Here is a 21,126-nt window from a genome sequence, read left to right on the forward strand (position 1 = left end):
CAGCGCCTTCTCAGCCCTGAGGACCCTAGGCTGCGGATATGGCCGCCATGCGCACCTCGTTGCGGGCCCCGGCCCGGTGGGCACGCCGCCGCTTGGGCGTGCGGCTGCGCTCGGCGCTGGCCGCCACCATGGTGGTGGCGGTGGCCTTCGGAATCGGCGCAGCCGCCTTCATCTACCTGGCCCGGGCCAACCTGGTCCACACCGTGGATGCGGCTGCCCGGCAACGCGCCGCTGAGGTGGCCACCGCGGTAGCTGACGGCGACTCCGACACCATCGCTCGGACGCTGAAGCTCAGCCCGGGGGAGCAGAGCCTGGTGCAGGTACTGGCGCCGTCGGGTGAGGTGCAGGCGGCATCGCCGACGCTCGGCGGCGCGGAGCCGCTGTCCTCACTGCGCCCCGCCGCCGGTCAAACGCTACGGGAACAGCGGACGTTGCCCTTTGCTGTCGAAGACCCCTACCGAGTGGTCGCGATCGGTGTCGGCACCAACTCGGGCACCCGCACAGTGCTGGTGGCCCAGTCGTTGCGACCAGTACACGAGAGCACCGAGGTGATCGCCGCGATCCTGGTCACCGGTTTGCCGCCGATGCTGCTGCTGATCGGCGCGGCCGTGTTCCTGTTCGTCGGCCGGTCACTGCGCCCGGTGGAGGCGATCCGCCGCCGGGTCGCGGGCATCACCGCCCGCGACCTGCACGCCCGGGTGCCGGTGCCGCAAGCACACGACGAGGTGGCGGCACTCGCGCAGACGATGAACAGCATGCTCGACCGATTACAGATGGCGGCGACCAGCCAACGGCGGTTCGTCGCCGACGCCAGCCACGAACTACGCAGCCCTCTGGCAACCTTGCAGGCCGGCCTCGACCGCCTCACGATGACACCCCTACCCGGCGCGAACGACGACCTGGTCCGACTGATGCGACACGAGTCGCAGCGACTGGGCCGGCTGATCGCCGACCTGCTGCTACTCGCCCGCATCGACGAACACGGCCTCGCCCTGCGCCGCGAGGACGTCGACCTCGACGACCTGGCCTACACCGAGCGGGACCACCTCTCCGCCCGTCGACCTGACCTGACCGTCCGAACCCAGCTCACCCCGGTCCGGGTGACCGGCGACCCTCACGACCTCGGGCGGGCGCTGCGCAACCTCGCCGACAACGCCGCCCATCATGCGCGCCACGAGGTGCTCCTACGGGTCCGGGTCGAGGACGGGTGGGGATGTTTGGAGGTCACCGACGACGGGCCGGGCGTTCCAGAGGCCCAGCGGGAACGCATCTTCGAACGGTTCGTCCGGCTCGACGAAAGCAGAGCCCGCGCCGACGGCGGGAGTGGTCTCGGCCTGCCGATCACCCGGGAGATCGTCGCGGCGCACGGCGGGACAGTGCGGGTGCTGCCCGGCCCGCCAATGACGATCCAGGTCCGACTGCCGCTGACCAGCGACGGCGAATCGAGCGACTGACCCGCGAGAGATTTCGCGCCTCGCTCTTCAGGGTCCTCTCAGTCGCGAGCGGAGAGGGTCAGCTCAGCCGGTCGAGGGAGCCGGGTCGGCCACGGGATCGGACGCCCGATGAACTACCACCTGTTTCACCTCATCAACGCAGCCGCCGGACACCACGATCCGCTCGACGACGTGCTGGAGTGGTGCGCCGTCTGGCTGATCTACCTTCTCGGCGCTCTGGCGGCGGTCGCGCTGCTGCTCGCCCTGAGATCGCGTAGTTGGTCGATATTGGTGCGCGTCGGGGCGTCGCTGGCCCTGGCGTTCGTCGTCGGTCAGGTGGTCGCCCTCGCCAGCACCGAGGTCCGCCCGTTCCAGACGCACCCTGTGCACCAGCTGATTCCGCACGACCCAGGCGGATCCCTGCCTAGCGACCACGCCACGGCGGCATTCGCGGTGGCCTTCGCTGTCGGGGTGTTCCTGTCCTGGCGCTGGGGACTCCTGCTGTCGGTGCTGGCCACTGTCATCGGATTCGCCCGAGTCTGGTCGGGTGTGCATTACCCGACGGACATCCTCGCCGGCGCGGTCATCGGAGCGGGAGCCGTCCTGATCATCGCGCTTGCCGTACGCGTCTTCGACCGGCGTGCCCATCAACACCGTTCCGGCGCGGCTGCCAGCCACCACTAGCCGCTCCGGCCCGTCTGCCCCGCCCGCTCCACCCGGCACGCCCCTCTCGGAGGTCTCCTCGTGTCAACGTCCCTCGCCTTGGCGGCCGTGGGTCCCAGCTTTCTCAACCCGGAGTGGCTGATCTCCACCTTCGGGCTGATCGGCATCCTCGCCATCGTCGTCGCCGAGTCCGGGCTGCTGATCGGGTTTTTCCTGCCCGGTGACTCACTGCTGTTCACCGCCGGGCTGCTCGTCGCCGACGGCCACTACCTGCACCAACCGCTCTGGCTGCTCTGCCTGCTGGTGGCCGTCGCTGCGGTCGCCGGAGATCAGGTCGGGTACCTGTTCGGTAAGCGCATCGGTCCGAGCCTGTTCCGCCGACCCAACTCTCGCCTGTTCAAACAGGAAAACGTGCACCGGGCCAACGACTTCTTTGCCCGCTACGGTGCCCGATCCGTGATCTTGGCCCGATTCGTGCCCATCGTGCGGACGTTCACCCCGATCATCGCCGGGGTCAGCCGGATGCGCTACGGGACGTTCCTCATCTACAACGTCCTCGGCGGGACCCTCTGGGGCGTCGGCGTCACCGTCCTGGGCTACTTCCTCGGCCAGGTCGCGTTCGTCAAGGCGAACATCGAGGCCATCCTGATCGGCATCGTCGTGGTCTCCGTACTGCCGATCGGCATCCAACTACTCCGATCCCGCCGCGCCGCCGCCCGCATATCCCCAGAGGCAGTGAACCCCGCGGCAGCGGCACAAGCGCCCCGCGCGCCCCGAACCGAGTGATGCGCCGCACCGACGCGGATCAGCGCGGTGCGTATGGTGAGGAAATTCGCTGGTGCGGTCGCCTTGGGCCTGCGAGGACAAGAAGGCTACGTCGCCCACCGTCTCTTCGTCCGCCCAGCCCCAGGCGGTCAGGTAGGCCGCAGTCGAGGGGTCTTCCCGTTGCCTGCGTCCCACAGCCCCACCTGGGGCGTCCTACTGATCGGGGCCGTAGAGGCCGAAATGCAGCGCTGGGTCAGCCGGATCCCAGGTGTTCGTGAACTGCGACCGTGCACCCATCTCGGCAACTCGACTGAGAAGGTTGTTGCCCAACGCCAGCCGGGCCGGCTCCCAGGCGGCCAGCGCGCGCGGAATGTCGGGCTCAGCAGAGAGCGCATCCGCGAGCGCCCAGGCGTCGGCGGCCGCCTTGGCGGTGCCGGCCGCTGCGTGGGGTCGCGCGGCGAACGCAGCGTCGCCGATTAAGGCCACGCGTCCGAAGGCCATCTTGCGCACCGCGATGTCGAGAACGATCTGGATGTACGGCTGCGCGCTCCGGGTCACCAGCTCGGCTGCCGCGGGCGGCAGCAGCTCCAAGGCGTCGGAACGCATCCGGTCGACGTACCGCTGCTGCACCTGGCCCGGGTGCACCGAGACGGGCGCGGTGAAGCCGCGCTGGTCGGTGACCATCTCGTCCAGTTCCGGACCCTCGGGCACGTTGCGGTACCAGACGTAGTTGAGCTGCCGGTCCCCTCGGGAGAGGCTGCCGTTGCTGTCGGGGATCGGGTACATGCAGAGGTGCGAGGCGTCGATGACGGCGTAGCTCGTCGCGTTGTGGATGAGGTCGGCCGTCTCGACCGACACCGCGCGCTCGGGCACGGTTCCACGCCAGCCGATGTAGCCCGAGTAGCGCGGCTGGAACTGCGGCTGAAGCCGCCGGCGCCCGATCGACGAGATTCCGTCGGCGAACACCACGAGCTCGGCCCTCTCGGTCCGGCCGCTGGTGAAGCGGATGTCCACGCCGTCGTCGTCCTGACTGACTCCGACGGCGTACTCGCCGATGTGGTAGTGGTCGGTGCCGAAGTCGTCCAGCAGCACGCGGTACATCGTTGTCCAGGAGCTGAATCGCCAGGCGGCGGGCTCCTCATGCACGATCTTGTTTCCTACGCCCAGGTAACGCGTCACCGACGAGCCGATGCTGATGTCGTCGACGCCGAAGCTGTGGGGTCGTTCGACGATCCAGCGGACGGTGTCGGGCTGGAGGACGATGCCGCCGCCTCGGCCGTCGAGGTACGTCGGGGTCCGCTCGAAGACGTCGACCTCGAAGCCCTGCTCCCGCAGCAGCAGGGCCGCGGTGAGTCCGGCGAACGAGCCGCCGACGACGACCGCGCGGCGCGCCTCAGTCATGGTCGTACCTCTCGCTGTTGTCGAGTGCGGGTCCGTACGGGTGGTGCTCGAGGTTGACGACGATGGCGTCCTGGGTGGTGCGCGCGACGATCATCCGCACCGGCTCGGCGCTGCTGGCGTTCTCCTCCCAGTGCACGACGTGGGGCTTGATGTAGACGAAGTCGCCTGGGTGCGCCTCCCGCATGTCGTCGAGGGTGTCGCCGACCCACCAGCGACCCACCCCGCTGAGCACGTAGAGCGCGGTCTCGGACTGGCCGTGGTGGTGGACACCGGTCTTGCTGCCCGGGGGGAGCACCGAGAGCCCCATCCACAGGTCCTGGGACCCGAGGCGGCGGGCGGAGACGGCCTCGAAGCGCTTCAGGCCGGACGTCTGGGGTGTCTCGTCGGATAGGTCGTCGCCGCGGATGATGTGCACGTCGGCCTCGCGGGACGTCCCGGGCGGCTCGGCCTCGGACAGGTGGTGATCGTTCATGGCGCCTACTGTGGCCTCCGCTGGCCCCGTTCGGACATGTGTCGCCACACAGGTATGGCGCGGAGTCGGGTGTCGTGGCACAGTCGCGCCATGCAGACGAGCGGTGCCCTGCACCTGCGCCCCTGGCTCGAGGCGATCGCGACCATCGCCACCGTGATCAATCGACCGGTTTCGCTGCCAGAGGTGCTCGACCTCGTGTCCGAGACGGCGGCTCGCCTGCTTGGCTACGACTTCTGCGCCGTCTTGATCGTCGACGAGGAGGGCAATTCGCTGGCCATCACCGGCACTTACGGCCTCTCGTCGAGCTACATCCAGCAGGTCAACGCCGACCATCCGGTGATGCTGGACCCGGACGACGAGCTGCAGGCTCCCTCCAGCAAGGCGTTCCTCACCGGTAGGTCGGTGCAGGTGGTTGATACCCTGGCCGACGCGACCTTCCTCCCGTGGGGTGGGGTGGCGCGCCAGCAGGGCTACCGCTCGTTGATCTCGGTCCCCGTTGTGTCGTCGGGCGTGCCCGTCGGGACGCTCAACTGCTACAAGCGGGTTCCCCACGAGTACGGCGCCGACGAGCGGGATCTGCTCTCTCTGCTCGCCGACCAGGCTGGCGTCGCGATCGAGACGACCAGGCTACGCGATCGCGAGGCCGCGACCATCGCCGAGCTGCTCGCGGCCAACACCGCTCTCGCCGAGCAGCACGAGTTGCTGCGTCGCGGGGAGGCGGTGCATGAGCAGTTCACCCAGGTCGCGCTCCGGGGCGGTGGCGTTGCGGGGGTCGCGGCGGCGCTGACCGAGGTGCTGGGTACATCGGTCGTGGTGACCGAGGAACCGTCTGGGGCCGAGCTGGCCGCAGTGAAGCGCGACGAGAACCCTCTCGTTACGCAAGACACGGAGGCGCACTCGACGCCGGTGATGCTCGGCCTGGACACGGTCGCTCGGATCTGGGTCCCCCGGTCCGTGCTGCCGCTGCCCGCCGTCGACGTCCGCGCGCTCGAGCACGCCGCCACGGTCTGCGCCCTCGAGGTGCTGCGGGCCCGCACGGCACTCGAGGTCGAGTGGCGCCTGTCCGGCGAGGTGGTCACGGACCTGCTCACCGGGAACCCAGCGGGGTTGGTGACGGCCGCCGAGCGGGCGGGCCGGCTCGGTCTCGACCTGACGAACCCGCATGCCGTGATCGTGGTCCACGGCGGCACGCAGCGTGCCGGGTCCGCCCGCGTCCTGTCGGTCGCGAGGTCGCTGGTGGCCACCGCTCAGCCCCGTGCGTTGGTCAGCGCGATCGCGGACGACGTCGTGTTGCTGTTGCCGGCGAAGGACCAGGCCGACGCCTTGGACCGCGCCGGTCAGCTCCAACGGCAGCTGCGCCGTATCGGCGTCGGGGCGGACACCGGGGTGGCAGTCTCGCCGCTCTGCACGACGCTTGCCGACTACCCCGCGGCCTACCGACGTGCCCGCGGTGCGGCGACGATCGCCCAGCTCCGTGGGCAGGCCGACACGGTCGCGAGCTTCGAGTCGCTGGGCGTGCACGGGCTGCTGCTGCAGCTCGAGGACGTCTCGGAGCTACGTCGCTTCGCCGCCGAGACGCTCGCCCCGATCCGCGCCCACGACGCTAAGCGCGGGACTGCTCTCGAGCAGACGCTGCGCGCCTACGTCGCCCACGACCTCAACACCTCTGCCACTGCCGCGGCGCTGTTCGTGCACCCCAACACGGTCGGCCTGCGCATCCGCAAGGCCGAGCAACTGCTGGGGGTGTCCACCGCGCACGTGCGGTCCCTCGCCGAACTCCAGATCGCGCTGAGTGCCGACGAGGTGGCCGACGCGCTCGGGACCCGTGGTCAGGACGGCGGCACGGTACGTGGCTGAGCACCGCGCGGGAGCATGAGCAACGGCACCAGCCACAGCATGGCGACGACGACCAGTGTCCAGGAGGCGTGCCCGTGGTCGGCTGCCCACCCCATGGCCGGGGTCGCCGTGACGACGAGACCGAACGCGGCCGTGTTCATCATCCCGACGGCAGCCGCCGGTCGCTGCGGGTAGCGCGCCTGGGCGGCGCCGACCACGCTCGCGAACGGCAGTCCGCTGAACAGCCCGAGCACCACCACGGCCAGGATCGCGACCACCGGCGCGGTCGGTCGGGACAGCGCCACGGTGGCGGCCGAGCACGCGATCAGTGCGAGGACACAGATCGTCCGGCTGTGGGTGGGCCACATCGCCGCGATGTGGCCGCCGAGGGGCCGGCTCACCACGGAGAGGCCGAGCACGCCCGATCCGATCACGGCGGCCGCCGTGGACTCGAACGACCAGATGTCGACGAGCAACGTGGTGGCCCATGACGAGAGTACGAGGCCCACGCCGAGCGTGACGGCGTGGACGGCGGCGAGGCGGAACAGCTCACCGTCGCGCAACAGCGTCGACGGTGGTGATCCGGCGGTGTGGACGCCATGCGTGGGCATCGCTCGGCGGGCTCCGTCCGGCGGTTGCCGCGCCGCCAGTACCAGCGCGAGGGCCGTCACAGCAGCTGTCGTGACCCAGGGAGCCCGCCAGTCCAGCACGAGCTCGGCGAACGGCACCACGAGCACGGCCGCTCCCGACGCGGCGAGCGCCACGCCACCGAAGATCCCCATGCCCCACGATCCGCGGCCGCTGCTGCGCGCCAGCTCGGCTCCGGAGACGAAGCAGACGGCGAATCCCGTCCCGGATGCGATCCTGGCCGCCACCGCCAGCCAGGGCAGGGGAGCCAGCAGGGCCAGCAGGTGCGCGGCGACGACGAGGGACAGCCCGGCGGCCGCCGCCGTTCGCACGCCGAGCCGGTCGACCAGGATCCCGCCGGGGAACTGGAGGGCGGCATAGGGCGCGGCCAGCGCGGCGGTGAGCAGGCCGACCCAGAGAAGGTCGGCGCCGTAGGCGGCCGCCATGGTGCTCGCTGCGGCGCCCGCGGCCGTCATCGCCCAGCCGGCCGAACCGCCGAGCAGGCAGGCAAGAAGGAGCGTCGGAGCGGGGGGTGCCGCCGTGATCGCCACTTCAGGTGTTCTGCGGGAAGCCGAGCTGCACTCCGCCGCTCGGCGCGCCCCACCGCGATGTGACCACCTTGGCGCGGGTGAAGAACCGCACCCCCTCGGCACCGTGGGCGTGCGTGTCGCCGAACAGTGAGTTCTTCCAGCCGCCGAAGGAGTGGTGCGCCACCGGCACCGGCACCGGCACGTTGATCCCGACCATGCCGACCTGCACCTCGTTTTGGAACCGCCGGGCGGCCGGGCCGCTGGAGGTGAACAAGGCGGTGCCGTTGCCATAGGGGTTGGCGTTGATCAGGCGAAGCGCCTCGTCGAAGGACTCCGTTCGTACGACTGCGAGAACCGGGCCGAACACCTCGTCGCGGTAGACCGACATCTCGGGGGTGACATGGTCGACCAGCGTCGGCCCCAGCCAGAAGCCTGACGCGTCGCCATCCACGTCCCAGTCGCGGCCGTCGACGACGAGCTTGCCGCCCTCCGCCTCCGTCGCCTCGACGTACGAGGCAACCCGATCGCGGTGCTCGCGCGTCACGAGCGGCCCCATGTCGACGTCGCGGCGCCCGGACCCGACCGACAGGGCACGTGTCCGGTCGGCGATTCGGGTCACCAGGTCGTCCGCTACCGGTCCCACCGCGACGACAACGCTGATCGCCATGCACCGCTCGCCGGCCGAGCCGTAGCCCGCGCTGACGGCGGCGTCCGCAGCGGCGTCGAGGTCGGCGTCGGGGAGCACGACCATGTGGTTCTTGGCGCCGCCGAGGGCCTGCACGCGTTTGCCCGACACGGCTGCGGTCTCGTAGACGTGCCGCGCGACGTGCGTCGACCCCACGAACGACACCGCCTCGATCGCGGGATGTCTGAGCAGCGCGTCGACCGCTTCGGCGTCACCCTGCACGACGTTGAACACACCGGCCGGCAAGCCTGCCTCCTCCCACAGCCGCGCCAGCCAGATTGAGGCCGACGGGGTCTTTTCGCTGGGCTTGAGCACGACGGTGTTGCCTGCCGCGATGGCCACCGGCACGAACCACAGGGGCACCATGGCCGGGAAGTTGAACGGGTTGATCACGGCGACCGGTCCCAACGGCTGGCGCACGGTCGACACGTCGACACCGGTGGCGGCGTTCTCACTCACGGCGCCGTGCAGCAGCTGGGCGATCCCGCAGGCGACTTCGACGACCTCCTGGCCGCGGCTGACCTCTGCGACGGCGTCCGCAATCACCTTGCCGTGCTCGTCGGTGATCAGCTCGGCCAGCTCCGTCTTGCGTGTGTTCAGCAGCTCGCGGAAACCGAACAGTGTCTGGGTGCGGCGGGCTAACGACGTGTCGCGCCACGCCGGGAACGCCGCGACGGCGGCGTCGACCACGCGGGCCACGTCGTGCGTGGACGCCAGTGCCACCGCGGCGGTCACCGCTCCGGTCGCTGGGTTGGTGACCGAGGCGGTACGGGTGCTCGCACCTGCGAATTCTTGCCCCATCCAGTGGTTCACACGCGCCACGTCGCCGTTCATCTGCTCGCTCCTCATGCGGGGACCCTCAGGATGGGAGGTCCGACCGAGCGGTGTACTCACGCCGGGCGTCATCCCGGCGTGCCGGGACTGACCGGCGGCGGCAGTATCGGGCTGTCGGCCCGACTGTTGTTCTCGGTCAGCAGCCGCGCGAGCCTCAGCGCGACCTGGAGCTCGGTCCGTCGCTCCGTCAGCGGGCGGCCCAGCAGCTCTGCGGCCTTCTGCAGCCGGTTGCGCACGGTGTGCTCATGCAGGTGGAGGTGCGCGGCGGTGGTCACATGACTGCCCCAGCGTTGGGACGCCTCGACGGTCTCGCGCAGCCGCGCGGCCAGGTCGTCGTCGGCACCTAGCTGTCCGAGTTCGGCGTGGACGAACGCACGGGCCTTGACCGAGTCGGCCATCAACAGGATCTCGAGGCTAACGTCGGGGTGGCCCAGCACCCTGGGGCTGCCCGCCGCACCCCACGCCGCGCGCACCCGTTGCACGTCCCGCACCTGGAGCCAGCCGGCCCGCACGCCCTGTACGCCGACGTGCGGGTCGCTGACCGACGCTTCGACGCCGAGGCCGCGGAGGCAGTCGGTCAGGTTGGCGATCCTCGCGGCGCGCCATCCCGGTGGCCGGGGGTGTGCCAGCCACACCACCGTGTTGGTGAGGTCGACCGGATGGACGAGGGTGTCGCGGGTGTGGCACGCCTCGCGCAGCGCGTTGAGGATCTGGCGCGCAGCGCCTTCGGGCATCGCCGGCAGCAACACGGTGATGTGGCTGGCGTCGAGGGGATAGTCGAGCAGAACCAGGTCCGACGGTGGGAGTGGCGTGGAGTCCTCGCGTAGCAGATGCTGGACGAGGCCGTTGCGTACGTGCTCGCGCGAGCGGCTCAGCGCCTCGTCGGCCCGGGCGAAGCTGTCCGCGACCTGCGATGCCACCTGGTGCTGGTAGCCGAGCAGCAGCGCAGTCATGCCGCGTAGTGCCTCGAGACTCTCCGCGCGCGGGACGTCGTTGCGGTCGGCCCGCTCGACCAGCCGGTCGCTCCACTCGTGCCACATGGTCAGGAAGCCCACACGGTAGGACCGCTGCAGCGCCGTCTGCGGCAACCTGAGCCGGGCCTGCAGGCGGGCCAGGGCGAACGGCTCGGCGAGCGTCACCTCAGTGAGGTGGATCCGCCCGGCGATGACCTGGCGGAGGTGGCGGAGGTTCTCAACCACGCTGGCCCGTAGCCGGGACACGAACTCGTCGTTGTCGCGCAACGTGTCGAACGCCGCCGCGAGGTCCGCCTCGACGACCCGGTCCGCCAGGGCCACCAGATCCACGCCGTCGGAGGCCTCGCGTGCCCACGTCGGCAGGCGCACGTCGGCGTCTGGACGCGGTCGTGGGGCTGGTGTGGGCGTAGTCACCTGGTGGAGCGAGGCGGAGGTCATGAGGCCACGGTGCCGCCGGCTGCGGATCCGTGCCGATGTGTCGCTCACCACACTGTCGCCTCAGAAATGGGTGGCCCCACATGGTGGCGCGTCGCGTGACGCGGCGAGGCTGTGGCGCGTGGGGCGGTGCCGAACCTACCGCCCCCTCTCGAGGAGGACATGCCATGTCACCAGCGACGGCCGGGCCCTGTGGGCACCGGGTGTCAGCGGGCCACCCGCTGGGTGGTCGACCGCTGCACGAGGCTGGTGGCGAACAGACGCTCGCGCCCGGCGCCGATGTCGCCGCCGTGCTCGATGCGCTCCACGAGCAGTCGGGCGGCCGTCCGTGCCATCTCCGACAGGGGCTGGCGGACCGTGGTCAGCTGGAACACCTCCCAGGCTGCCATCGGAACGTCGTCGAAGCCGAGCACCGAAACGTCGCCCGGCACGTCCAGGCCAAGCGACTTCGCGGCGTCGATGGCGCCGAACGCGATCACGTCGTTGCCGCAGATCAGCGCGGTCGGGGGAGTGGCCAGCCGGAGCAGCTCTCGGGCGTTCTGGTAGCCGCACTGGTGCGAGTACGGTCCTTCGCGGACGAGACGCTCGTCGAGTGCGACCCCGGCGTCGACGATGCCGGCGTGCCTGTCCCTGCTCGTCGAGGTGTTGGCGGGGCCACGGATGACGCCGATGGTGCGGTGGCCGAAGTCCAGCAGATGGCGAGCGGCGGCGCGTCCGCCCTGGTAGTTGTCCGCAATGACGCGGTCGACGTCCATCCCGTCGACGTACCGGTTGAGAAGCACGACCGGCAGGTCCCGCCCGGCGAGGGCCTGGCCGAGCCGCGAGTCGAGGGTGGCCGTCGTGACCAGGACGCCGTCGATCGACCGGTTGAGCAGGTTGACCAGGGCCTCCTGCCCGGTCGGGATGTCGGTGCGCTCGGCAAACAGCACGACCCGGTAGCCCATGATCTGCAGCTCGTCGTGCACCGGCGTGAGCAGCGTCGGGAAGAACGGGTTGGTCAGGTCGGAGACGACAACGCCGATGGTGCGTGTGCGCTGTGGCGTCGGGGGAGCCACCCAAGATGGGCGGTAACCCAGCCGCTCGGCGGTCTCCTCGATGAGGCGGCGGGTGTCCTCCCGCACCCGGGGGTCGCCCCGCAGGGCGCGCGAGACCGTCGACTGGGAAACGCCGGCGGCCTGCGCCACGGTCGAGCTGTTCGTCGCAGGGCGCGCGCGGCGCCGTCGTCCCGGACCATCGCCCGTCGTGCCCGGATTCACGCTCACAACCCGTCTCACTTCCTTCTCGTGTCCAGGCGTCGGCCCTCGATGCGGGCAGAAATGCATAATCTATGCACGACGAAGATAGACGATCATCTCGTTTGCTGTCAACTTCCTAGCGCCCCGCCTGAGTCCGGAAATATCGGCCACGCAGGCGTGAACCCGGCGGCCGTCGAGCGCATGGTCGAGAACAGGAGCATGCATAAGTTTCCGAGAAATGCTTGACTTGCAAGATTAGTCACGGCAGTCTCAGGCGCCACATCCCCACCACTCCATCCCCACCACTTCACCCCCCACCGCTTCACCCCCCACCGCTTCACCCCCCACCCCCAACCACCACCGGGCCCGTCGTAGCGCGTCGCCCCTGATCGCACCCTCGGACCGGTCGAACGACTCTGAGAGGCACGATATGAGCACTGCACGCATCTTCCGTCCCCACCGCTCGCGCCTGGTGGCCGCAGCCGGTGTCATTGCCCTGCTGGTCTCCGGCTGTGGATCGCGCCCAGGCGCCGCCAAGGGCGGCGAGGCAAAGGACGCCGGCGGCGTCGTCAACATGGTGATGGCTCCCGACCCGGTCTGGAAGTGGATGGAGAGCCAAGGCATCAAGCAGCAGATGGAGGAGGAGGCGGGGATCCAGGTCCTCACCTCGTCCTCTTGGGACGAGTACGGGGTGTACGCCGGCGGTCACGCGGACGTCGTCTCAGCTGCGTCGTACGAGGTACCCGACCTGGAAAAGCAGACCGGCGAGAAGACAACAATCTTCGGCAAGTTCAATTCGGACAGAAGCATCCTGGCCGTGTCGGCAAAGAGCAGCGCCCAGACCATCTGCGACCTCAAGGGCAAGAAGATCGTGACGCACAGCGCCGTCTCGATCACGATCATGTGGGGCGTCTACGCCCGCAAGTTCTGCAACCTCGACCTGCGCGCCGGGGGCGGCGACTTCGAGCTCGTCGTGACCGACCCGCAGAACGCCGCCGGCCTCATCGAGCGTGGTGACGCCGACGCCGGTCTGCTGCTGCCCGACTTCTCGATTCCGCAGCTGTCCAGCGGCGCGATCAAGCCGCTCTACGACTCCAAGTCGGTCTCGCAGATCTACGCCGAGAAGTTCTCTTCCGACCCGCAGAACGTCACCCACCCGCAGAACAATGTCTTCGTCGCTCGTAAGGCCTGGGTCGAGAAGAACCCCGAGGAGGCGGCCTTCCTGGTCAAGATCTGGGACCGCGGCGTGCAGGAGTGGGCCAAGAACCGCGACGCGATCGTCAAGGCCTACCCCGAGGACTTCGCCGCCGAGACGCCCGAGGAGAAGGCGTTCATCCAGGACTGGCTGGCCAACAAGTACGACTGGTTCGTCGACACGACCTACCTCGACCAGGCGTGGGTCGACAGCGAGACCAAGCTGTTCGAATTGATGAAGGAGACCGGCTTCGTCGACAAGAACACGCCGGCCCCCGACTTCACCATCATCCCGAAGTCCTGAACCTCGAGTCCCGACGCATCCAGCAGGCCCGGTGTGGCCGGGTGAGTGGGCCCGGTAGGGCCGAGTGAAGGAGAGATGATGACGGATCAGCTGGTGGGCGCGGCTCCGGCCGCGCCCCCCGCGGACCCCGACGACCGCGAGGCGAGCGCCCGCAGGATCGGTCGGCTGCGGCGCTGGCGGCGCACCGGCCTGCTCGTCCTGGGCTGGATCGCGATGTTCCTGCTATGGGAGTTCGGCTCTTGGTGGTACGGATCCCGGCTGCTGCCCCGCCCGCACGAGGTCTTCCAAGCGGCGGTCGAGATCGTCGAGAACGGCAACTTCGTCACCGACTTCTCGGCGAGCGTGCTGAAGACCTTCGCCGGTTTCGGGGTCGCCGCCGCCATCGGGGCGCCGGTCGGCTATCTGATGGGCCGGTACAACTACTGGCGGGCGTTCTTCCACGGTGGCGTGACCATCGCTGGCACGATCCCCGCGATCGTCTACGCGGTCATGTCGCTGATCGTGTTCGGCCTGTCGAACTTCGGGCCGATCCTCGCGGTCGCGCTCGTGTCCGCGCCCTACGTCGCGCTCAACGTCGCCGAGGGCATCCGGGGCGTCGACAAGTCCCTGGTCACCATGAGCGAGGCCTTCGGGCGGGCCCCACACCAGATCCGCCGGGAGGTGCTGCTCCCGACGATCGTGCCGTTCGTGTTCGCCGCGATCCGGATGTGCTTCGCGGTGGCCTGGAAGGTCGAGGCGCTGACCGAGGTGTTCGGAGGCCGCAACGGTGTCGGCTTCCAGATCCGCACCGAGTACCAGCTCTACGACATCGCTGCCGTGCTCGCGTGGACGTCCCTGTTCATCGTGTTCATGCTCCTCATTGAGCGCCTGGTCCTGTTCAAGGCCGAGGCACGGCTCCTCGCATGGCGTCCGGAGGAAAGGAGTTCCGCCTTATGAGCACCACGTTCCAGGCCACCGTCAACCGGCGCCGCTCGACCAGCGAGATCGAGCAGAGCACGCCGGCCTGGCGCAAGCGGCTCACCTCCGACGGGGCCGCCCGGGTCGCCGCGCTGCTGTCCTTCTTCCTGTTCTGGGTCCTGATGTCGCTGCTCTTCGGCCGCGTCCCGGGCCCGGTCGAGGTGGTGCAGCGGCTCGGCGAGGAGTTCTCCCGCGGCGAGGTCTTCGGCAACTTCGGCTCGACGCTCTACCGCTTCGGCGTCGGGTTGCTGCTCGCGACCGTCGTGGGCATCGCGATCGGTGTGCTGATGGGCCTCTCCTCGCTGTCCCGGGCGTTCTTCGAGAGCCCGGTCCTGGTCGGCCTGTCCATCCCGGCGATCATCTGGTCGTTTCTCACGGTGATGTGGTTCGGCTTCGGCGACATGAGCCCGATCATCACGACGTTTCTGACCTCGGTGCCGTTCGTGGTCGTCAACGTCGCCCAGGGCGTGCGGGGCGTCTCGCGCGACCTGCGCGATATGTCGTCGACGTACAACGTGCCGGTCACCCGCCGCATCCGCGACCTCGTCCTCCCAGCCGTCACCGGGTACATCGCGGCCGGCGTGCGCTTCGCGATCATCATCGGCTGGAACGGCGTCCTGCTCGCCGAATGGTTCGGCGGCGGCGGGGGTGTCGGTTACCGGGCCCGCTTCTGGTACGACGCCAACCGGTTCGGCGGGTTCGCCGCCTGGGTCGTGCTGTTCGTCGGCTTCATCGTGCTGCTCGACCGGCTCGTGCTCGACCGCGCGATCAAGCGCGCCTTCCGCTGGCGGGATGGCTGATGACCCCGTCCGCCCCCATCCTGCACACCCCCAGCCCTAGGGAGCTCTCGTGGCAGTCCTGACCGTCAAGAATCTCGCCAAGACCTTCAACCTGGGCACTCCCCGGGCGAGCCGGGTCCTTGACGACATCTCCTTCGAGGTGAGCGGCCAGACATTCGTGTCGATCGTCGGGCCCTCGGGCTGCGGCAAGAGCACGCTGCTCAACATCATCTCGGGCGTGGAGGAGCACACCTCCGGCGAGATCAGCCTGACCAGTGACGATGGCGGCCCGGCCCGTATGGGCTACGTCTTCCAGGACCCGCGGCTGCTTCCCTGGCGCAGCGTCATGCGGAACATGATGTACGTCCAGGATGACCGGAGCGAGGCCACCGTGGCCAGGGCCAAGCGGTACCTCGAGATGGTGGGCCTGGCGAAGAACGCCAACTTCTATCCCGGTCAGCTGTCCGGCGGCATGCAGCAGCGCGTCGGCATCGCCCGCGCCTTCGCGGTCGAGCCCGACCTGCTGCTGATGGACGAACCGTTCAGCCACCTCGACGCGATCACCGCCCGAGGGCTTCGCGCGCAGCTACAGGACATCTGGGCCCAGTCGAAGAAGACCGTGGTCTTCGTGACCCACGACGTCGTCGAGGCCGTCGAGCTGTCCGACCGGATCATCGTGCTCCAGCCCGGCGGCCGGATCTACGAGGACATCACCATCGATCTGCCCCGCCCGCGCCGGCAGACCGACCCCACGGTGGCCACCCTCCAGGCCGAGGTGCTCGCGCGTCTCGAGGCCATGAAGGAAACGAGCCCCACTGCCGAGCCCGTGGCCTGACCGCACCCGCCCAGTACAGGAGCACCATGAGCACCCACCTGAAGTCCCCCACCGGCGGCGTGCCCGCCGCCCACGGCAACGACGACGTCTCCGCCGTCGTCCGTGAGGTGATCAAGGACGTTCGCGCGAACGGCGACGAGGCCGTACGCCGCTACTCCGAGAAGTTCGACAACTGGTCGCCCGAGTCGTTCAGGCTCGGGCCGGAGCAGATCGAGGAGCTCGTCGCGTCACTGACGTCCGAGGTCGTCGACGACATCCGAACCGTGCAGGCCAACGTCCGCGACTTCGCCCAACGCCAGCGCGACACCCTGCAGGATCTGGAGGTGGAGACCCAGCCGGGCGTGTTCCTGGGCCAGAAGCACCTGCCGATCGTCGCGGCCGGTGCCTACGTGCCCGGGGGCCGCTATCCGCTGACCGCCTCGGCGCACATGACCGTCGTGACGGCGAAGGTCGCCGGGGTCGAGCGGGTCACTGCCTGCACCCCGCCGCTGCGCGGAAAGATCCCAGCGGCGACCGTGGCCGCCCTACACATGGCCGGCGCGGACGAGATCTTCCTGCTCGGCGGTGTCCAAGCGGTCGCCGCGATGGCCATCGGCACCGAGTCGATCGGCAAGGTCGACCTGATCGCCGGCCCGGGCAACGCGTACGTCGCCGAGGCGAAGCGGCAGCTGTTCGGTGAGGTCGGCATCGACCTGTTCGCCGGACCGACCGAGATCCTCGTCGTGGCCGACGATGCCGCCGATCCGTTCGTGGTGGCCGTCGACCTGCTCAGCCAGGCCGAGCACGGGCCGGACTCCCCGGCGGTGCTCATCACCACCTCAGAGGCACTCGCCCGAGCGGTCATGGTCCACGTCGACGAGATCCTTCCGGGCATGTCGACCAACGACATGGCCGGCCCCGCGTGGCGCGACCACGGGGAGGTGCACGTCGTCGAAAACCTCGACGCGGCGTACGCGCTCGCCGACACCTACGCCAGCGAGCACGTGCAAATCCTCACCCGCAACCCGCGCGAGGCGCTGGACAAGATGCGGCACTACGGCGCGCTCTTCCTCGGCGAGGGCACCTGCGTGTCATATGGCGACAAGGTGATCGGCACCAACCACGTGCTGCCCACCCGCGGTGCCGCCCGCTACACCGGCGGGCTGTGGGTCGGGAAGTACCTGCGCACGGTGACGTACCAGGAGGTCACCGATCCCGCCGCCAGCGCCCGGCTCGGCGAGCTGTGCGGCCGCGCCGCACGCGTGGAGCTCTTCGAGGGTCACGCCCGCTCCGGCGACGTCCGGGCCGCGAAGTACGCCGGCGCGCAGCTGCCCTGGGCGCCCACGCCCGTCGGCTGAGTCCGCTTTCGCCCCACGTCCCAACGAACAGAAGGTCATCCATGCCCAGCGGATCCCACCGAACCGTCGACATCCACGCCCACGTCATCCTCCCCGACTGCCAGCCGCTCGTGGAGGGGCTGATGGCGCCGGAGATGGAGCCGTTCAGCTACTACGGCGGCGACGAGACCAACGCCTACCAGCGCGAGCACGTCCGCGAGATCATGCCGCAGGCAACCGACCCGCAGACACGGATTGACGACATGGACCGGATGGGCATCGACGTCCAGGCCATCTCGGTGGCCCCGGCCGGCTACTTCTACTGGGCCGACCCGGAGCTTGCCCGTGAGCTCGCCCGGATGCAGAACGAGAACCTCGCCAAGATCGTCGGCGACCACCCCGATCGGTTCGTCGGGTTGGCCACCGTACCGATGCAGGACGTGCGATCGGCGGTCGAGGAACTCGAGCGGTGCGTCACGGAGTTCGACTTCCGGGGCGTCGAGATCAACACCAACGTCATGGGAATGGATCTCGACGACCGCCGGTTCCGGCCGTTCTTCGCCAAGGCGGAGGAGCTCGACGTCGTCGTGATGCTGCACCCCAACGGGTTCACGGGCGGCGAACGGTTCCGGAAGTACTACCTGACCAACGTCATCGGCAACCCGCTCGACACCACGCTCGCGCTGACCCGAATCATCCATGGCGGGGTCCTCGAGGAACACCCCAACCTCAAGCTGGTCGCCGTGCACGGCGGCGGCTACCTGCCGTTCTACTCCTCCCGAATGGACCACGCCTACGAGTTGCGGCCCGAAGGCCGGCACCACATCTCACGACCGCCGAGCACCTACCTCAAGCAGATCTACGTCGACTGCCTGGTGTTCGACGCGCCGCACCTGGAGTTCCTGGTCGAGCAGATGGGCGCCGATCACGTCGTCATCGGCACCGACTATCCGTTCGACATGGGCCACTACGACCCGCTCGGCCAGATCGACGGGACCCGCGGGCTCAGCGACGACGACCGGGAGGCCATCCGCGGTCGGACGGCAGCGCGGTTGCTGAAGCTCACCGACTGATCCGCCGACCGGGACGCGCGCCGTCAGACCAAACCGGCGGCCGCGATCCCGGCCAGCACGCACGCCTCGTCCACGTCCGAGACGTCGCCACTCGCGCCGACGGCTCCCAGCAGGGAGCCGTCGGCGTCGCGTACCAGAACACCTCCCGCCGCGGGCGCCAGCCGACCGCCGGTCACTGCGGCGAGCGAGGCGAAGAACGTCGGCTGCCGCTCCGCCCGCTGGGCGATCTCCCGCGACGACATGCCCATACCGAGCGCGCCGAAGGCCTTGGCGGTCGCGATCTCGACGCGCAGGATGCCCGCGCCGTCCTCGCGCTTCACCACGACCACATGGCCGCCCGGGTCGAGCACCGCCACCGCGAGCGGCGCCGCCCCGGCCGCGCGGGCGTGTCGCAGCGTCCCGGCGGCAACCGCCTCCGCCTGCGCCAAGGTCATCCCGCTCAACCCCGCACCTCCGCCTCGACGACCTCCAGCAGCGCGGCCGCGTCGGCATCGGCCCACCCGGCGTCCACCGCCTTCGTGTACAGCGGCAGTGTCGCGTCGAGCACCGGCGTGGCGACGCCGACCGACGCGGCCAGCTCCTGCACCAATGAAACGTCCTTGACGAACATCGACACCCGCGCGGTCGCCGGCCGGTAGGCACGCTCGACCATGAGCGACCCGCGCTTGTCGAAGATGACCGACCCGCCCGCCCCCTCGCGGACTGTCTCGTAGAGGACGGCCGGGTCGAGGCCCGCGGCCACGCCGAGCGCGAACGCCTCCGCCGTTGACGCGTTGTGGATCGACACCAGCAGGTTGGCGACCAGCTTCATCGTGATGCCGTGGCCGAAGGGCCCGACGAACCGTACTGACCGCGCGAACGCTGCCATCACCGGACGGGCTTTCTCGAACGCCGCCTCGTCGCCGCTGCCGAGCACCACCAGGTCGCGGTCGCGGGCCTGCGCGCCGGTACCGCTGAGCGGGCAGTCGAGCAGCGGTACGCCGACCGCGGCGAGCAGATCGCGGCACTCCTGCTTCACGGCCAGCGACAGCGTCGACGTCTCGACGACGACGAGGTCGGCCGGCTCCGCGGCGGCGAGGCCCCGGCACACCTCCAGCGCCGCCGCGGCGGACGGAAGCGAGGTGACCACGACCGCCGACTCGCGCGCGAGGGCGGCGAGGTCCCGGGCCGGGCGGCCGCCGCGGGCGACCAGTTCGTCGACCGCGGGCCGGGCCAGGTCGGTGCCGGTCACGTCGAAGCCGGCGGTCAGCAGGTGGCCGGACATCGCCGACCCCATGATCCCGAGGCCGACCACGCCGACCGTCGTCACGTCCGTCTGGGCTGTCGTCATCCGGCCACCCTAGGGCGAGCCGGTGTGAACAGGGGTGTCAGCAAACGTCAGTGCCGGGCCGCCGGACTGCTGGGCGACAGGTGTCCCAGGCTCAGGGGCGGCGCAGCACAAGGTCGCAGGCGATGCGGACCTCGGGGCGGTCGAGCCGGAGCCCCGAAATCGCGGCTATCCGGTCGAGCCGGTGCCGGACGGTGGTGACGTGCACGCCGAGCTCACGGGCCGTCGCCGAGGCGCTGCCGCACGCTGCGAGGAACGCGCGCAGAGTGCGTTCCAGCTCGCCGCCTTCTGGCCCGGTGCCGCGGTCGGCCGCGCGCAGCCGATCGATCCCCGACAGCCGGACACCCGCCGGCAGCGCGGCAACCACGTCCGCGACGAGCACCTCGGCATCGACGTCCGCGTACGCGACGAACGACCCGTCGTCGCCTGCCACGACTGTCGCGGCGGTCGCCTCGGCACGCAGCCTCGGCAGGACGGCGAGGCCGGCGCCGACCGAGCTCGCCGCGACCCGCATGGTGCGCAGCGGGCCGTCGCCAGCGAGCCTCAACACCTCCTGGCCGAGCCGCGCGGCCATCTTCTCGGACTCTTCGGCCCGCAGGGCCACCAGGGCGAGCCCGCCGTCGCCGCGGGGGGTCACCACCCAGCGGCGGTGGAACGAGTCAAGACAGAGACGCAGGTGCTCCAGCAGGCGCGTCCTTCCGGCCTCCCCGTCCTGCGTCCGTGCCCGCGCCTGTGCCGGACCGGCGACGGACAGGACCACGAAGCGGCCGTCCCGGTCGAAGCCGAGCCGGTCGGCGGCGGCAGGTGCCCCGGGCAGTCCGTCGAGCAGCGCGGAGGCGAGCCGCGACCGGTGCGCCTCCTCGGCGTCGAGCCGCTCAAGGTGCCGCAGCAGGGCGGGCGTCTCCTCGTCGACGGCGCGGCGGAAGGCGCGGGCCGCCCCATCGCCGAGCGGCCGCTCGCCCTCCGCGACCCAGGCGAACCCCAGCAGGCGGTCTCCGGCCCGGAACGCCGTGATCAGCCGGCGGTGCGCCTTCCACGGGCCGTCGGACAGGTCGACGACGTCCGCGGTGCCGCGGAGCCGGTCGAGGCTTCCGGTCCGGGTCAGATGCTCGAGCCACACACCCGGGATCCTGCGGCCGAGGATCGCCTCGGCGCGGCCCCGGTCCATCGGGCCGACGAAAGCGGAGTAGCCGAGCACTCGGAACGACGGGTCCTCCAGGATGACCGGGCCGCCCACCACCTCGGCGATCCGGTCCGCGATGTCGAACGGCGACGCGGTGGCCCCGGGCCGGGGCGGTGTCATGGCTGCCGAACCGGGACGCCGGACCGCTTCACCGATCGGTGCGTTCATGACCGTAAACCTACTCCGATTGAAGCGTCCGTGCCGCGCGCGGCCGCCCTAGAGTTCCGACACCCAGCCACCCCGGTCAGCGGGGCCGGCCCGACGGAAG

Annotated in this window: 19 protein-coding genes; 10 read left to right on the forward strand and 9 right to left on the reverse strand. The window is 70.1% G+C overall.

What is annotated here, in order from left to right; translation table 11 throughout:
* Positions 1–38 precede the first annotated feature (38 nt).
* From ABZV00_RS29205 to ABZV00_RS29215, 3 genes are all read left to right on the forward strand, one after another.
* Positions 39–1,454: a HAMP domain-containing sensor histidine kinase gene (locus ABZV00_RS29205; protein ID WP_355611911.1), complete on the forward strand. Its 1,416-nt coding sequence runs from the start codon at positions 39–41 to the stop codon at positions 1,452–1,454.
* 108 nt (positions 1,455–1,562) lie between these two features.
* Entirely contained in the window at positions 1,563–2,117 is a 555-nt protein-coding gene (locus tag ABZV00_RS29210; RefSeq protein ID WP_355611914.1) for a phosphatase PAP2 family protein, read from the forward strand.
* A 78-nt stretch (positions 2,118–2,195) separates the two neighbouring features.
* Positions 2,196–2,882 carry a VTT domain-containing protein gene (locus ABZV00_RS29215; protein ID WP_355611989.1) on the forward strand — a complete coding sequence of 229 codons (687 nt, stop codon included), beginning with the start codon at positions 2,196–2,198 and terminating at the stop codon, positions 2,880–2,882.
* Between the two features lie 192 nt (positions 2,883–3,074).
* Here ABZV00_RS29215 and ABZV00_RS29220 read toward each other — a convergent pair whose 3' ends face one another.
* Both ABZV00_RS29220 and ABZV00_RS29225 read right to left on the reverse strand, forming a co-directional pair.
* Entirely contained in the window at positions 3,075–4,262 is a 1,188-nt protein-coding gene (locus ABZV00_RS29220; protein WP_355611917.1) for an FAD-dependent monooxygenase, read from the reverse strand.
* Positions 4,255–4,734: a cupin domain-containing protein gene (locus tag ABZV00_RS29225; protein ID WP_355611920.1), complete on the reverse strand. Its 480-nt coding sequence runs from the start codon at positions 4,732–4,734 to the stop codon at positions 4,255–4,257. Before ABZV00_RS29225 ends, ABZV00_RS29220 begins: the two co-directional genes overlap by 8 nt.
* 90 nt (positions 4,735–4,824) lie before the next feature.
* On the opposite strand from ABZV00_RS29225, the gene ABZV00_RS29230 reads away from it, so the two are divergent.
* Positions 4,825–6,591 carry a GAF domain-containing protein gene (locus tag ABZV00_RS29230; RefSeq protein ID WP_355611922.1) on the forward strand — a complete coding sequence of 589 codons (1,767 nt, stop codon included), beginning with the start codon at positions 4,825–4,827 and terminating at the stop codon, positions 6,589–6,591.
* Here ABZV00_RS29230 and ABZV00_RS29235 read toward each other — a convergent pair.
* The 4 genes from ABZV00_RS29235 to ABZV00_RS29250 all read right to left on the reverse strand — a co-directional run bounded on the left by ABZV00_RS29235 (position 6,564) and on the right by ABZV00_RS29250 (position 11,839).
* Positions 6,564–7,748 carry an MFS transporter gene (locus tag ABZV00_RS29235; RefSeq protein ID WP_355611924.1) on the reverse strand — a complete coding sequence of 395 codons (1,185 nt, stop codon included), beginning with the start codon at positions 7,746–7,748 and terminating at the stop codon, positions 6,564–6,566. The two genes, ABZV00_RS29230 and ABZV00_RS29235, sit on opposite strands and share 28 nt — an antisense overlap.
* Before the next feature lies 1 nt (position 7,749).
* A complete protein-coding gene (locus ABZV00_RS29240) occupies positions 7,750–9,234 on the reverse strand; it encodes a CoA-acylating methylmalonate-semialdehyde dehydrogenase (protein ID WP_355611992.1) in 1,485 nt (494 codons plus the stop codon).
* An 80-nt stretch (positions 9,235–9,314) separates the two neighbouring features.
* Complete coding sequence (locus tag ABZV00_RS29245; protein WP_355611927.1) at positions 9,315–10,589, reverse strand: helix-turn-helix domain-containing protein; 1,275 nt, start codon at positions 10,587–10,589, stop codon at positions 9,315–9,317.
* Between the two features lie 272 nt (positions 10,590–10,861).
* Complete coding sequence (locus tag ABZV00_RS29250; RefSeq protein WP_328415401.1) at positions 10,862–11,839, reverse strand: LacI family DNA-binding transcriptional regulator; 978 nt, start codon at positions 11,837–11,839, stop codon at positions 10,862–10,864.
* A 481-nt stretch (positions 11,840–12,320) separates the two neighbouring features.
* On the opposite strand from ABZV00_RS29250, the gene ABZV00_RS29255 reads away from it, so the two are divergent.
* From ABZV00_RS29255 to ABZV00_RS29280, 6 genes are all read left to right on the forward strand, one after another.
* Complete coding sequence (locus ABZV00_RS29255; RefSeq protein WP_355611931.1) at positions 12,321–13,388, forward strand: hypothetical protein; 1,068 nt, start codon at positions 12,321–12,323, stop codon at positions 13,386–13,388.
* 78 nt (positions 13,389–13,466) lie between these two features.
* Positions 13,467–14,324: an ABC transporter permease subunit gene (locus ABZV00_RS29260; RefSeq protein ID WP_328415405.1), complete on the forward strand. Its 858-nt coding sequence runs from the start codon at positions 13,467–13,469 to the stop codon at positions 14,322–14,324.
* Positions 14,321–15,145 (forward strand): ABC transporter permease subunit, encoded by an 825-nt coding sequence (locus ABZV00_RS29265; protein WP_355611934.1) that lies wholly within the window; start codon positions 14,321–14,323, stop codon positions 15,143–15,145. The genes ABZV00_RS29260 and ABZV00_RS29265 overlap by 4 nt, the downstream gene beginning before the upstream one ends.
* Before the next feature lie 49 nt (positions 15,146–15,194).
* A complete protein-coding gene (locus ABZV00_RS29270; RefSeq protein WP_355611937.1) occupies positions 15,195–15,959 on the forward strand; it encodes an ABC transporter ATP-binding protein in 765 nt (254 codons plus the stop codon).
* A gap of 26 nt (positions 15,960–15,985) precedes the next feature.
* The gene (gene hisD / locus ABZV00_RS29275; protein ID WP_355611940.1) at positions 15,986–17,296 is read left to right on the forward strand and encodes a histidinol dehydrogenase; all 1,311 of its coding nucleotides are present in this window, start codon (positions 15,986–15,988) and stop codon (positions 17,294–17,296) included.
* A 41-nt stretch (positions 17,297–17,337) separates the two neighbouring features.
* Positions 17,338–18,348 (forward strand): amidohydrolase family protein, encoded by a 1,011-nt coding sequence (locus tag ABZV00_RS29280; RefSeq protein ID WP_355611943.1) that lies wholly within the window; start codon positions 17,338–17,340, stop codon positions 18,346–18,348.
* Positions 18,349–18,371: 23 nt separating this feature from the next.
* Here ABZV00_RS29280 and ABZV00_RS29285 read toward each other — a convergent pair whose 3' ends face one another.
* The 3 genes from ABZV00_RS29285 to ABZV00_RS29295 form a co-directional block, all read right to left on the reverse strand.
* Positions 18,372–18,782: a heme-binding protein gene (locus tag ABZV00_RS29285; protein WP_328426562.1), complete on the reverse strand. Its 411-nt coding sequence runs from the start codon at positions 18,780–18,782 to the stop codon at positions 18,372–18,374.
* A gap of 5 nt (positions 18,783–18,787) precedes the next feature.
* Positions 18,788–19,678 (reverse strand): NAD(P)-dependent oxidoreductase, encoded by an 891-nt coding sequence (locus ABZV00_RS29290; RefSeq protein WP_355611945.1) that lies wholly within the window; start codon positions 19,676–19,678, stop codon positions 18,788–18,790.
* 91 nt (positions 19,679–19,769) lie between these two features.
* On the reverse strand, positions 19,770–21,026 hold the full coding sequence (locus tag ABZV00_RS29295; protein WP_355611947.1) for a helix-turn-helix domain-containing protein: 1,257 nt from the start codon (positions 21,024–21,026) through the stop codon (positions 19,770–19,772).
* Positions 21,027–21,126: the final 100 nt, after the last annotated feature.

This window comes from Micromonospora sp. NPDC005173, assembly GCF_040608515.1.
Taxonomy (GTDB): Bacteria; Actinomycetota; Actinomycetes; order Mycobacteriales; family Micromonosporaceae; genus Micromonospora.